The organism is Nesterenkonia salmonea (assembly GCF_005771525.1).
In the GTDB taxonomy this organism is placed as follows: Bacteria; Actinomycetota; Actinomycetes; order Actinomycetales; family Micrococcaceae; genus Nesterenkonia; species Nesterenkonia salmonea.
Genome location: NZ_VAVZ01000005.1, coordinates 1 through 13,542 on the forward strand (window position 1 = coordinate 1; position 13,542 = coordinate 13,542).

The window sequence follows — 13,542 nt, forward strand, 5'->3', positions numbered from 1 at the left end:
TACCTGAAGTCCGGAACGTCGCTTCCAACTACGCAGACTACCGCTTCCAACTCTCGCTACGTGCCACACAATCGGTAACGGGAAACATACCGCTAGGGTCAATGCCCCAAGAATGACTGTGTTCCAGAACACCCGCCAAAACGTGGGGTCATTGATGAACATCTCGATGTAGTGGAAACCGACCCACTCATCACCAAAAATATTCGATCCCGGACGGAACCGGCGGAACGCGATCACGTTACCGGCCATCGGTAAATACCGGAAGATCAACAGAAAGATCAACGGCGCGATCAACAAGCTATAAAGCCGCCAATCCCGCTTCAGATGATGGGACCACGTATCAGTACGATTCGTTCCCTGATACAAATCCTTCTTCCGCACCCGGCGAGACTTACGCTTCCTCCCCGAAGACGACTCCTCACCAGCTAACACCGCAGCAGAACCAGCACCATGACCGGGCGGCTGACCCATAGGCACCTGAGACGACGCAGTCATACACCCCTCCTGGAAAACGTGTGTATTTATCGGCAGAAAGGTTTACTCGTCGAGTTCCTCGAGCATGTCCTGGCCACGCTGGTATGCCTCATTCGCCACTTCGAGGTACTCGTTCATGTTGCGAGCTTCGAGTTCAGCGACATAGCTGTCCCAGTCGTCCAAGTCACGTTGACCGACGATGAATTGAGCTGTTGACTGATCGACGTAGTCGGTCAGAGCCCCCTGCCACAATGATGTTTGCTCTTGTTCAAGCTCAGTGAAAGGAACATTCGGTTGCAGCGGCAACTCCTCTTTATCAGACATCTGCTCCTGGAGTTCGACAATCTCTTCGCTCAGAAGTGAGCGAAAGAGCTCCGTGTCCGAGCCGAAGTTGTGCGAGAAAACTCCGTTATAGAAACCGAAGTCCACGGAGAGGTGCTGATCAGCCCCAGGATTGAAATCCTTGAGCCCGACGTCTTCCGCCAAAGTTCTTTCGCCGTCGGCCTCCACCTCGAAGGTTTCGCCCTCGACACCCCACGTGGCGAATTCCAGGCCCTCATCCGAATAGTAAAGCCAATCTACGAACTGCAGCATGGCGACGAAGTCGTCATTGTCTCGAGCTTCTGATGAGATCGTCAGGCCTACATCGAACCGTCCCCCGCTTCCCACATAATTGCCAGCCGGACCTGCGGGAACAGGAATCATGGTCACCACTGCATCCTCGTTACCGGCTTCCTCGAAAGCACTTCGATACAGCTGAAGTTCTTCTTCGTTGGCAGCGATCACGGCAGATTGACCCGACGCAAACTTCTGCATGGCCGTGTCGTCGTCCTGACTGACGGACTCAACATCAAGGAGGCCATCCTCAACCAGTCCGGCAAAGTATTCCAGCAGCTGGCGATACTCATCAGTGGCACCGGCGTAGATGTACTCGTCAGCTTCCGCGTCGAAGTACAAGCCCTGCCCAAAACCCCATCCTGCAGCTGTGTCGAAATTAGGGGCCACCAGGTTGAGGGTCGCTTGCATCTGCCACCGGTCCGACCACGGAGTCATCTCCGGATATTCTTCGGCAACAACTTCGAGCTGATCTCTGAACTCGTCCCAGGTCTCCGGGAAATCCATGCCCAGGTCCTGCCAGATGTCTTCCCGAACTGCGACCGTCCACTGGTAGTAGGGGTCTTCGCGAAGGCCCGGAAGGATATATGCCTTCCCGTCTTCCTGCCGCAGGTTGTCGAACTCGTCCTGAAGGTCCCAACGCTCGAGCTTCTCTGTGAAGTTGGGCATGTATTCCAAATAGTCACTCACCGGAAGAAGCGCGCCGCCAGAAATGTACTGCACCTCTTGGCCAGGCCAAATGACTGGCATGAAGTCAGGAGCTTCACCAGACCCGATAATCACACCACGACGTTCCTCGTAGTCGCTCAGCGGAGCAATCACCGGATCCAGCGTGACACCATGCTGTTCTTCCAGGTGTTCGAGAATGAGCCAATCATCTCTGAGTGGATAGTTGGGATGGTCGCGATACAGAAGTGAGAACTCTACGGGCTCCTCCGCTACGAACGTGTCACCCGCCTCGAAACTCTCCATAGCACCTCGCCCTGCGTCATCCAGGTTGATCTCTGCGGAATCACCCGGAGACTGGGAGCCACAAGCGCTGAGCAGAATTGCTCCTGTCAGCACCAAGGAAGGTCCTGCCAGCGTGGAGTTCCTAGTCATCGGCAGACTCGTCTTCGATGTTCTCCTGAGCGCGTTCGTACGCTTCATTGGCAAGATCCACGAATTCCTGCATATTCAGACTCTCCAACTCGGAGACGTAAGAGTCCCAGTCGTCGAAGGACCGCTGGCCGAGGATGAATTGTGCTGTGGCGGTCTGCACCTGGTCAGTCAGCGCAGTCGACCACAGTCCGACCTGCTCAAGCTCCAAATCGGTGAACGGGTGGGCCGGGGTCACCGGAAGTTCCTCTTTATGCATCATGCTTTCCTGCCACTCAATAACCTGCGGCCGGAATGCGGAGTGCACCAGTTCGGTCGTCGAGCCACTGGCGTGGAGGAATGGCTGGTTGTAGAAGCCGTAGTCGCGCAAAAGGTGCTCATCACCGTCTGGGTTGATGTTGTTGACATCGATGTGATCCGCGATTTGGATCTCACCATTGTCGTCACGTTCGTAGGTTTCTCCCTCGACTCCCCAGGTAGCGAACTCAAGCCCTTCGTCGGAGTAGTACAACCAGTCAATGAACTGCAACAACGCCAGGAAGTTATCCTCATCAGCTGTTGACGCCGAGAGCATCATTCCGCTGTCGAAACGGCCCCCGCTGTGAATGTAGTCTCCGTTGCGTCCACCTGGAATCGGAATCAACCGAGCCTCCGCGCCTTCAGTGCCCAGTTCTTCGAATCCGCGATGATATATCTGGGTCGACTCGTCGTTGCCTCCGATGACGAACGATTCACCAGCTGCGAATTTCTGCTCCGCCATCTGATCGTCCTGTGTCAACGTTTCACTGTCCATCAGACCCTCGTCGACGAGGCCAGCGAAATACTCCAGCAGCTCACGATAACCGTCCGAGGCACCGGCGTAGATAAACTCATCGGCATCGTGGTCGAAGTACAGACCCTGTCCGTACCCCCAGCCAGCGACAGTGTCGAAGTTCGCGGAGGCGATGTTCAGCGTGCTCTGCAGCTCCCAGCGGTCAGAGAACGGCGTGACATCGGGGTACTCCTCTTGCACTACGCGCAGCTGCTCTTCCAGCTCATCCCAGGTGGTGGGAGTGTCGAGTCCGAGTTCATCCCAAATGTCACCTCGCACCACCACACTGAAGTGGTAGAACGGATCCTCTAGCAATCCGGGAAGAACGTAGGCCTTGCCGTCTTCCTGGCGCTGGGCATCGAATTCTTCCCACAGATCCCACTGGTCGAGCTTATCCGTGAAGTTCGGCATGTAGTCCAAATAGTCACTGATCGGCAGCACGGCGCCACCTGAGATGTACGGCACCTCCTGACCGGGATATGTCACGGGGATGAAGTCCGGCATATCTCCAGCGCCAATGACAAGCGAACGCCGTTCTTCGAAATCACTCAGTGGTGCATTGACCACGGAGAACGTCACATTGTGCTCTTCTTCCAGATGCTCGAAGAACATCCAATCCTCATCGAAACCATGGTCCGGATTGTTTCGGTAGAGCAGGGAAAAGTCCACCGGCTCTGTGGCGACGAAGGTGTCACCAACGTCAAAGGACTCCATTGCCCCCTGACCCAGCTCCTCCTGATCAATCTCCACAGCATCGTCATCGTCACCTCCGCCACCACAAGCAGTCAGCACTAGTGCACCCACCGACAACACGGCAACGGGCACCCACAAGCCACGCCGACCAGGCTCCAGAATTGGGTTATGCGTCATATCAAAGTTCCTCTCAGTGCGATGTGAACGTCACACGTGCCCTCCTCTTCGAACAAGTGTGATGTTCAGCACAATAATGTTAACGTTCACATAATGCAAGACGGTGAAACAAATTGAGGGAGAACACGTGTCACATTCGCAGCCCTACGGTTATCTTCTAGTCCACTTTGTCGAGAGCAGCTCACGGCACATGGAGAAGATCTACTTTTCGCGGTCACGGGACAATGACCCAACGCAATGGGAGCGACTCAACGCCGGTGATGCCGTATTGGAGTCTCATGTGGGGACCGGAGGGGTCCGCGATCCACACATCATCCGAAAACGCGACGGCTCAGGGTTCACCCTCATGGCCACCGACCTAAGAGTCTGGGCTCACGGTCATCACACACCGGAACTGTGGCGCCAGTGGACTAGCCATGGGAGCCGTTGCTTGGTGCTCTGGGACAGTCCGGACCTCGTCACGTGGTCTCCACCGCGCCTAATAGAGGTCGCACCTGCCAATGCTGGCATGGCATGGGCACCGAAAGCGATGTACGAGAGCTCAAGTGGCAGTTATCTGGTTTTCTGGTCCTCACACCTATATGGTGCCGACGACCCCTTGCACGAAAACCCCAGCTACAGCCGGATTCTGGCCTCCCGCACCACAAACTTCCACTCATTTACCGCCCCCCAGACGGTTGTTGACAACGGCACGTCCGTCATCGATATGTGCCCAGTCGAGGCCGACGGCGCTGTTCATCGGTTCTTCAAGGAAGATTCGTTTCGTCAAGACTCACCGGGTCTGTGCCACGAGGTCGGTGAACACTTCTTCGCCGAGCCCTTCTCACGGCTCAGCTCCAACATCGGCAACGACTTATACCCTCAAGTGGAAGGCCCAGTCGTCTTCGCTGACAACCATCGCCGTGACCGCTGGTATCTCATGGTCGACCAGTACATGGAACAACCACAGGGCTATGTGGGTCTGTTCACCGATGACATCAGCTCCGGACGCTGGTCATGGACCCCGGGGTTCTCCATGCCTCCTAATACAAAACACGGGTCCGTTCTGGCACTTTCGCCACGTGAATGGGAGCGGATCGACCGAGTCTTCGGACCGTCAGCGCCGACCAGCAGAGGACCGGATCACTAGTTCAGGGGCGATGAGCCCATCCCCCGGCACCTTTTCTGCGGTGATGCGTAGCAGCATATTCATAGCGGCCCTGCCTGCTGTTTCGAATGGCTGCCGGACAGTCGTCAAGGAGGGACTAAAGTAGGCGGCGGCGTCAACGTCGTCGTACCCAACAACCGACACGTCGTAAGGCACGCGCAGCCCTCTGGATTCCAGCGCGCGAATCGCACCGAGGGCCATGAAGTCGTTGGCCACGAAGATGGCATCCGGAGTGTCATGAGCGAGAAGTTCCTGAGCTGCTCGAAAGCCGCATTCTGCGGTCCATCCGGAGCTACCGACCTGGGCCCCAGCTTCTAACCCGGACTCAGCAAGCAACTGTCGCCAACCGGTCACACGACCTCGGGCGTCGTACCAGTCGTCTGGTCCCGAGATATGGGCCACATTCCGGTGGCCCAGTGTGAGCAGATGCTGCACCACCAGACGTGCACCCATCTCTTGATCAATACCCACCACGTTCTGATCCGCCGCAGCACTGAGGCCCGAGGTGACAATGACCACGGGCATGCGCGTGGACAATTGCCTGGCGGCATCTGCGACGGTCGGAACAGGGGCGATCACGATCACGGCCTCGACACCGTGACCGAGGAAAAAATCCAGTGTGGAGTCGACTGTCTCCTTCCGAGCATCACGGACCACGCTCAGAGCTGTTGCGAACCCCTGTTTGCGGGCAGCTTCTTCGATAGCCAGTGTTGTGCGATTGGGGCCAAAGGAGGAATCACCGGGGTTGACGACGCCTATCAGCCCGGTTTTCCGAGTCTTCAGTGCACGCGCCTGAGAGTTCCTGCGGTACCCCAGATCTCGCATGGCCCTGCGCACCCGTTCAAGAGTGTCGCTCCTGAGGGCCTCCGGTGTATTGATCGCCCGAGAGACTGTCTGGTGGGAGACACCAGCCTGCTTCGCCACATCAATCATCGACGGAGCTCTCCCACGGCCTTGATTCATCACCCGCTCATCGTAGTCCAGGGCCGGACTTCTGAAGGTCTAGTAGCGTGGCACAGTGGCCGATTCAGCGGCTAGGTCTCGGCTCACGAAGCCGACGACCTTGCGTTCCACAAAGAAACTGAAGAAGGGCACGAGTCCGCCGCTGATGATCAGAGCCAGCCGTCCCGCGCCCCAGCGCAGCATGTACCAGAGGCGGAAACCCGCTACCAGGTAGACGACGTAGGCGACGCCGTGAGCCTGGGCGATCATTGTTGACGTGGATCGTGCATCCTGCAGGGACTCGGCAGGATAGAACCCAATGAGGTTCGATGTCCCATCCACCGAAGTACCGCCGATATAGAGCTCATAGCCGTCCCAGAACGTCCACCCGAAAAGGGAACCGCTGATGAGGATCTTAGCTACCATAACGAGTAGAAAGATGCCGGTAATGATAGCCATCACGCGGTAGAACGTGAGCCCGCTGCGGATCTGCGCCGGCGTCCCATAGAGCCTTTGGGTGTTCTTCTTCGGCCGTGGCGGAGGATCACCAAGGGTGACGTCCGTATTGGCCTGTTGGTCGGTCATGTTCTCTCCTCGACGTGCTCGGTCTGCTGCCTTTGCTTCTCCAACTGCTCGGCCCGCCATTGCTCTTCCCATTCGCGGTCCAGACGTTCTTCCTCCAGTTGGCGCTCGTGAGCGTCCTTGACGAGCCGCCACCACAGGTAGAAGGCGAATCCAGCGAAGACGACCCATTCGACGGCATAAAAGAGGTTGAGCCAGTTGATGTCGCTGCCTTCGGGCTGGGTGCCCACCCATACCGATTCCAGTGACGAGGTCCCGATGGCCTGTTCACTGAAGTCCACTACGAAACCGGAGTAGGAGTCTTCTCCCCAGAGGTTGATCAGTTCAGCCACCGAAAGGGTAGGCAGTATCGGGTACGGCAGATCGCGAGGGCCTGGGCCTGGCGCTTCGGTGGGAAGGAGTCTTCCCTGGAGGGAGAGTTGTCCTGTTGGTGCCGGGGGCGCCTCGTCATCGATCTCTGCGGTCCACCCCCGCACGATGGGAATCACCTGCTCATCTGGGGCGTCATCGACTCGGAACGCAGCCACCGCCCAATACCCATCCTCACCGTCCTGCAACCGGTCGGCGATATACACATCGGTGTCAGGGACGAACTCCCCTGTGAGATTGACGATCCGATCGGCTTCGGGTAGCCCGATGGGCCGCTCAGGCTCATAGATCGCAGTGAGGTTCACCGGCGTCTCGGTGTCTTCGGCATAACTGTGCTCGGTGCGGGACTGGTCGAACTGCCAGGCTGAGAGGACGACGAACACGGTGGCCAGCACCAGGGAGAGGACCAGCATCGTGATCCACTGTGGTTGGCGGGCGGTCGCCCAGAAGGAAGAAGAGGCCACCACACTAGAATACGCGTGCCGTGGCGTGAGTTCTACATGAGGTAGAAATACCCGATTTCGGCTATCTCGTTTCCGGTGTCAGGATAGGTGACATGATGCGACTAGATCATGTCTCTTTTGCTGTGGGTCCAGACGGAATGGACGCTACAGTGAAGCGAATCACTGACGCTTTAGGAGTCGACCGGGTCAAAGGTGGTATTCACCCCCGGTTCGGTACGGCGAATGCCATCATTCCACTGGCGGATCGGCAGTACTTAGAAATCGTTGAAGTACTGGATCATCCCAGTGCGAACAAAGCGCCCTTCGGGCAAGCTGTTCGCAACCGGTCCCAGATCGGCGGCGGCTGGATGGGTTGGTGCGTCACTGTTGATGACCTGCTGCCATTCGAAAACAGACTGGGACGCCGGAGTGTGCCGGGAAACCGGAAGTTCCCGGATAATCAGGAACTCACATGGCAACAGATCGGGATCAAAGGGCTCATCGCTGACCCGCAGGTTCCCTATTTGTTGCGCTGGGACGATGGTACAGAGCACCTCCACCCTTCACGGGCATATGAGCCGCAGGCCAAGCTCGTCAAACTGTCGATCGCCGGTTCTCCGAAACGAGTGGCTGACTGGCTGGGCTCCCCTGACGCGGACCCATTCGACAATGTTGAGGTCGATTGGATCGCACCGTCGGGAACGCCTGGAATTATGAGCGTCACCTTCTCAAGCCCGAACGGCGAAGTCACCATTTAACGAGTGCTGCCGCGCTCACCCGTGGGGTGAGCGCGGCAGCACTCGTCAGTAGTGCAGCTGCTAGCTTTCTGCTGCAGCTTTATTGAGCTCGTCCTCTAGCTTGGTGCGCTTGCGCTCTTGAACTTCAGCGAGTCGGTCGGCGCGACGTGCACGACGGCGCTTAGTGGGCCAGGTGACCAATAGTGCGATCAGGCTGAAGATCAGCAGTAGTGCGGCCACCCAGATCCCGGCGTCAATCCAGAACTGTTCCGGGTAGAGCCTGATCAATGTGGAATCGGAGGGGAAGCTCCAATTTCCCTGTGGGAAGAACAGGTTGTGGAACTCCGTAAAGAACAGCTGCCAGTCAATGATTGCCAGGACCGCGATCCCGACCATGATGCCAATCGTGGCCCATGCTCCAGCGAAGATGCCGCGAGCCAAACCTCCGGGCCGCCATGCTCGCAGCAGAAGCGCCATCAGTAGGGTCAGCAGCAGCAACCCGACTCCGATGATCATCGCGTACCAGAGCAGGAACTTCACATCCAACATATGCGACACTTCAGCATCGGTGAACAGAGGCTCACCATCGGGCGCTAGCTGAGCAAGGTAGTTGGAGTTGGCGGCGTTGAGGAGGAAGTCGGTGCCGTATGAGCCATAGAGCAGTCGATCGCTGAGTTCCCATCCGCCCGGGTCGGCAGGAAACCCTGGACGCCAGTAGGTGAACATCAGGAACACTGGGCTGGCAACCAGCCGCAGGGCCAACACAATGAACATCAGGGGCGTGAAGATGGCAATGAGGACGGTGAAGAACCGTGAGATTCCCCTCTTGTCCTTCTCTACCTCCTCCTGCAGCTCGTGCTCGTTCGGCGGCGCAATGACCTGTTCGCGTCGTGGAGCTTCAGCGGGCTGTTCGGGTGAACGCTGGTGCCGCGGAGGAACCGGGGACGCCGGCGAGACAGCCGGCGCGGAGCTTCGTTGCCTTGGCTGCTCCTGTGGCAAAGCCGTGGTGGGCTGTTCATCGGCCGCTGCAGGGGCACTAACTGTGGCCGCCTCGGCGGCTTCCACTCTGTCTCCTGACGTGGCAGTCGGGGCGGCGTCAAGCTCATCCGACAATGAGCGGGTCTGCGCCTGATCTGACCTGACCGGAGGGACTACCTCGGTCGGCTGAGCATCCCGGGCAGACGAGTCGTGCCCCGCGGGCGCAGGTACACCCGCAGCGGGGGCTGATGACGTATGCGCTGCGGCGTCGTCGTGTGGGGGAGTCTCCTCCCCCAGATGGTCCTCGGGGAAATCTGGTTCTTCGGAGGCAAAGGCACCGTAGTCCAGACCGGACTCGAATGACTTCTCCTCCGAAGTGCTTTCGCGAGGTTCGTCAGGGTTCTGGCTCATTGTTCGCCTCTCCACGCATTACTGGCCTGAATACACAGTAGGGCCCGGATCATCAACTGTGCCGGAACTCGCGCGGCAAGTTGCGCAATTATCTCTGATCAGGCGGTGAGCTCGTGGTTTCCTGAGTCGTATCGTCCCAGGTCACCGGTGACCCCAGCAGCTGCCGCACGTGAACCCAGAACGAGCGTGTATGTCCAGTATCCGGCAAGGACCGCTGCTCCAATCCCGATACGGAGCCAGTCTGGCCACGGTGCGGGCGTGACGAAACCTTCTACGATGCCGGATATCAGCAGCACCAAGCACAGTCCGATGGCGACCGTGATCAGTCTGCGTGCCTCCTCCGCTACCGATGTGAGACGCTGCTTCTGCCCAGGGGCGATCCACGCCCAGAAGATTCTCAGGCCAGCAGCAGCAGCGACGAACACTGCAGTCAGCTCCATCAATCCGTGCGGCAGGATGTTCAGCCAGAAGTCTCCAGCCGCGTCCTGTTCGTACATCACACCCGCTGCGATTCCCACATTGATGCCGTTGACCCCCAGAATCCACACTGGCCAAATACCCGTGATGCCGAAGGCGACGCACTGAGCCGCTATCCAGGCATTATTGGTCCAGACTTGTGAGGCAAAGGCTGAACTGGGGTGTTCGGAGTAGTAGTTGACGAAGTCCTGTTCGGCATAGGACTCACGGGCGGCTTCAGGCATAATCAGGTCAATTTGGGGGTGGTGGTAGACCCACCACCCTGAAGCAGCGCCCAGGCCGATAAACATTGCCCCAATGATGACTGTCAACCAGCGCAACCGGTAGAAGGCCACGGGAAGACCCTGGGCAAAGAAATAGGCGATCGCAACGAAGACGTTCTCACCGGTGCCTGTCAGCTGTGATCGTGCACGGCCGATTCCCGCGGAGAGCCTGGCGGCTACGGGTGAATCAGGCTCGACTGCCTGAATCATGGATAGATGCGTAGACGCACGCTGGTAGAGCACCAGCATTTCGTCGGCTTCGGCGGCGGAGAGCCGCCGCTTCGACGCGAGGGTGTGCAGCCGGTCCCACTGCGGCTTGTGCACGGCAACAAATGCATCGATGTCCACGGGTTCCACACTATATGGTTGGAGGATGCGCCACGTGGTTACCGGTGAAGCAGTCGCCCTAGAACTCGCCTCTGTGTCTCTCATCACCCGGGGTGCGTCCCTGTTGGTTGATCTGGTGATCTATTGGTCAACTCTGGTGCTCGCGTTCGTCGCGCTCGGTTTCACCGGGGCCGGCATAGGCTTCAATGAGGCTGCGGCCGCAGCCATAAGCCTGGCCACTGTCGTCGGGGTTCTGGTCATCGTTCCCATTGCGGTAGAGACTCTGACCCGCGGCCGTTCAATAGGAAAACTGATCTTCGGCATCCGTGTTGTCCGCGATGACGGCGGTGGCGTGCGCTTCAGGCATTGCCTGATCCGCGGGTTAGCGGGCTTCGCCGAAATCTATCTCACTCTGGGACTGCTGCCACTGCTCATGGGAGTCTTCACTGAACGCGGTAAACGCCTCGGAGACGTCATGGCCGGCACCTACGCCATTAGGGCCCGCCACCCCAGCGTGCGGCCTATGATGCTTCCCGTGCCACCGAATATGGCAGCCTGGGCGCAGATTGCCGATATCGGCCGGGTGCCTGATGACCTGGCTGCTCGCGCATCCCGCCTGTTGGGCACGATACAGACAGGCGGCCGGAAGGTGGACACCGATGCCATTACCGCAGTCGGCGACCGACTCGCCTCTGAGATTGTGACCTGTGTAGCGCCGGCGCCGCCGACAACCTCCTCAGTGGAGTTCCTCTCCGCGGTGATGGCGGAACGGAGAAACCGGGAGTATCAGCGGCTGCGCATCAAACAGACCAGGGCCGAGAATCTGCACCGGCGCATCCACACCCTGCCCTACTCGTAGATCAGTATCGGTAGTGCTCTGGCTTGTAGGGACCAGCCACATCAATACCCAAATACTCTGCCTGATCCTTCGTGAGCTCAGTCAGCCGCACTCCAAGGGCGTCAAGGTGCAGACGGGCCACCTTTTCGTCCAGAATCTTCGGCAAGGTGTAGACATCTGAAAGATAGGCACCGTCGCCGTCGAATCCCTTATGAGACTTGGCGAACAGTTCAATCTGGGCGATCGTCTGGTTGGCGAAGCTTGAGCTCATCACAAATGACGGGTGACCCGTGGCGTTGCCAAGGTTCAGCAGCCGACCCTCAGAGAGAAGAATGATCGAGCCCCCGCTGGGGAAGACCCACTCACGGACCTGAGGTTTGATCTCTACCTTCTTGATTCCCGGGATTTTGGCCAGTCCGGCCATATCGATTTCGTTGTCGAAGTGTCCGACGTTGCCCACAATGGCCTTATCCCGCATGCGCTGCATCTGTTCAGCGGTGATGAGGTCTTTGCCCCCGGTGGTGGTGATGAATAGGTGTGCCTGGTCCACCACATCGTCCAGCTGGGCAACCTGGTAGCCGTCCATCGCCGCTTGGAGAGCGTTGATCGGATCGATTTCCGTAACGATGACACGGGCTCCCTGTCCGCGGAGCGCGTCGGCGCTGCCTTTGCCGACATCACCGTAGCCGCACACCACGGCGGTCTTGCCGCCGAGCAGGACATCTGTGGCGCGCATGATCCCGTCCGGCAGGGAATGCCGCACTCCGTACTTATTGTCGAATTTCGACTTGGTGACCGAATCATTGACGTTGATCGCGGGGAATAGCAGGCGACCGTCGCGGGCGAGCTGATAGAGCCGGTTGACGCCGGTTGTGGTTTCCTCGGTGACGCCCTTGATGGTCGAGGCAATGCCGGTGAACCGCTGAGGGTTCTCGGTCATACTCTGCCGCAGGGTTTCCAGGATGATCCGGTACTCCTCCGGGTCGTCCTCCTGCGCTGAGGGCACCCCTCCTGCGGCCTCGAACTCTGCGCCCTTGTGGACCAGGAGCGTGGCATCTCCGCCATCGTCGAGAATCATGTTCGCTCCGACGGTGGGATCCTCGTCGACCCCCGGCCACGCAAAGATCTGTGCAGCGGTCCACCAGTACTCTTCGAGGGATTCGTTCTTCCAGGCGAACACCGGGACGCCCTGCAAGTCGTCAGTGGTGCCCTGTGGGCCGACAACGACGGCCGCGGCGGCCTCATCCTGGGTGGAGAAGATATTGCAGGAAGCCCACCGCACCTCGGCGCCCAGCGCGACGAGAGTTTCGATCAGCACCGCGGTCTGCACGGTCATGTGCAGAGACCCGGCAATCCGCGCGCCCTTCAAGGGCTGCTCTTCGGCGAACTCCTCCCGCAGCGACATCAGTCCCGGCATTTCGTGCTCCGCCAGGCGGATCTGGTGCCGGCCTGCTTCGTGCAGGGAGATGTCGGCAATCTTGTAGTCAAAGCTCATGAGTAGTGATCCTTCAGCAAAGTAGGGACGCCCTTGTCGATCGGATATCGCCGGCTTTCGTCGCTCACGGCGACCAGCTCGTCGCCCTCCTGGCGTAAGCGGCTCCCCGTGGCCGGGCACCGCAGAATCTGCACAATGGAGGACTCGATCGAGGGCGTGCTGGGCATGGCCCCCAGGATACCTCTCCTCGGTCGGGTAGCTGATCCACCTGTCATCTGCCGACGTAATCCGACGGAGGTTTTCAACGTGCCTAGGAGCTGCACCATTTAGTCAGGAAGGAGCCGCAGATGTCCTCGGCTCACACCGGAGCTGTTCTCGGGAGCGGACAGTGGCGTGGGAGACTGCCTCGCGCCGGCGGCCGTCACAGGTTCACGTCGAGGTTCACGCACCGCGTCTGCCAAGGCCAGGAGGTCGTCTTCACCCTGTTCGGCGGTCGTGTAGTCCAGTCGCATCAGTTCCCAGCCACGGGGGGCGCGGACTGCATCAGCGTGGGAAGCGCAGAGGTCGTAGGCGTGCGGCTCGGCGTAGACGCTGATGGGGCCTACGACCACGGTGGAGTCGGCATAGGAGTAGGTCAGGGTCGCCACGGCCGGGGCAGCGCAACTGTGCTTGGTACAACGGCGTTTAGAATCCACGAGCACTGAGCCTACCCAGCTTCTAGCGGG

The 13,542-nt window shown here is 58.9% G+C and carries 13 protein-coding genes and 1 pseudogene; 3 read left to right on the forward strand and 11 right to left on the reverse strand.

Translation table 11 applies throughout. From position 1 onward, the window contains the following. From FEF26_RS16045 to FEF26_RS02510, 3 genes and pseudogenes are all read right to left on the reverse strand, one after another. Positions 1-495, reverse strand: a pseudogene (locus FEF26_RS16045) (hypothetical protein); the annotation flags it as partial. Between the two features lie 42 nt (positions 496-537). Then, positions 538-2,190, reverse strand: coding sequence for an ABC transporter substrate-binding protein (locus FEF26_RS02505; protein WP_138251969.1), 1,653 nt, complete (start codon positions 2,188-2,190; stop codon positions 538-540). After that, positions 2,183-3,868, reverse strand: a complete 1,686-nt coding sequence (locus FEF26_RS02510; protein ID WP_138251970.1) for an ABC transporter substrate-binding protein — start codon at positions 3,866-3,868, stop codon at positions 2,183-2,185. The genes FEF26_RS02505 and FEF26_RS02510 overlap by 8 nt, the downstream gene beginning before the upstream one ends. 127 nt (positions 3,869-3,995) lie before the next feature. Between FEF26_RS02510 and FEF26_RS02515 the strand changes: the two genes are divergently transcribed. Next, positions 3,996-4,997, forward strand: coding sequence for a glycoside hydrolase family 43 protein (locus tag FEF26_RS02515; RefSeq protein ID WP_138251971.1), 1,002 nt, complete (start codon positions 3,996-3,998; stop codon positions 4,995-4,997). Here the strand turns inward: FEF26_RS02515 and FEF26_RS02520 are convergent. The 3 genes from FEF26_RS02520 to FEF26_RS02530 are packed head-to-tail and all read right to left on the reverse strand — an operon-like array spanning position 4,965 to position 7,372. Continuing rightward, positions 4,965-5,978 carry a LacI family DNA-binding transcriptional regulator gene (locus FEF26_RS02520; RefSeq protein ID WP_243730375.1) on the reverse strand — a complete coding sequence of 338 codons (1,014 nt, stop codon included), beginning with the start codon at positions 5,976-5,978 and terminating at the stop codon, positions 4,965-4,967. The two genes, FEF26_RS02515 and FEF26_RS02520, sit on opposite strands and share 33 nt — an antisense overlap. Positions 5,979-6,017: 39 nt before the next feature. Then, positions 6,018-6,542, reverse strand: a complete 525-nt coding sequence (locus FEF26_RS02525) for a DUF3817 domain-containing protein (RefSeq protein ID WP_166432884.1) — start codon at positions 6,540-6,542, stop codon at positions 6,018-6,020. Further along, on the reverse strand, positions 6,539-7,372 hold the full coding sequence (locus tag FEF26_RS02530) for an SURF1 family protein (RefSeq protein WP_138251974.1): 834 nt from the start codon (positions 7,370-7,372) through the stop codon (positions 6,539-6,541). Before FEF26_RS02530 ends, FEF26_RS02525 begins: the two co-directional genes overlap by 4 nt. A gap of 92 nt (positions 7,373-7,464) precedes the next feature. On the opposite strand from FEF26_RS02530, the gene FEF26_RS02535 reads away from it, so the two are divergent. Beyond that, positions 7,465-8,109, forward strand: a complete 645-nt coding sequence (locus FEF26_RS02535) for a VOC family protein (protein WP_138251975.1) — start codon at positions 7,465-7,467, stop codon at positions 8,107-8,109. A gap of 60 nt (positions 8,110-8,169) precedes the next feature. Here the strand turns inward: FEF26_RS02535 and FEF26_RS02540 are convergent, their stop codons facing one another. After that, positions 8,170-9,477: a TIGR01906 family membrane protein gene (locus FEF26_RS02540; RefSeq protein ID WP_138251976.1), complete on the reverse strand. Its 1,308-nt coding sequence runs from the start codon at positions 9,475-9,477 to the stop codon at positions 8,170-8,172. 98 nt (positions 9,478-9,575) lie between these two features. Continuing rightward, a complete protein-coding gene (locus FEF26_RS02545) occupies positions 9,576-10,565 on the reverse strand; it encodes a stage II sporulation protein M (protein ID WP_208012827.1) in 990 nt (329 codons plus the stop codon). Positions 10,566-10,590: 25 nt separating this feature from the next. Between FEF26_RS02545 and FEF26_RS02550 the strand changes: the two genes are divergently transcribed. After that, on the forward strand, positions 10,591-11,403 hold the full coding sequence (locus tag FEF26_RS02550; RefSeq protein WP_166432885.1) for an RDD family protein: 813 nt from the start codon (positions 10,591-10,593) through the stop codon (positions 11,401-11,403). 1 nt (position 11,404) lies between these two features. On the opposite strand, the gene ahcY is transcribed toward FEF26_RS02550, so the two are convergent. From ahcY to FEF26_RS02560, 3 genes are all read right to left on the reverse strand, one after another. Then, on the reverse strand, positions 11,405-12,877 hold the full coding sequence (ahcY, locus tag FEF26_RS02555) for an adenosylhomocysteinase (RefSeq protein WP_138251978.1): 1,473 nt from the start codon (positions 12,875-12,877) through the stop codon (positions 11,405-11,407). Beyond that, the gene (locus tag FEF26_RS15655) at positions 12,874-13,044 is read right to left on the reverse strand and encodes a Trm112 family protein (RefSeq protein WP_166432886.1); all 171 of its coding nucleotides are present in this window, start codon (positions 13,042-13,044) and stop codon (positions 12,874-12,876) included. The genes ahcY and FEF26_RS15655 overlap by 4 nt, the downstream gene beginning before the upstream one ends. Positions 13,045-13,143: 99 nt before the next feature. Further along, on the reverse strand, positions 13,144-13,512 hold the full coding sequence (locus FEF26_RS02560) for a DUF3499 domain-containing protein (protein ID WP_138251979.1): 369 nt from the start codon (positions 13,510-13,512) through the stop codon (positions 13,144-13,146). Positions 13,513-13,542 lie beyond the last annotated feature (30 nt).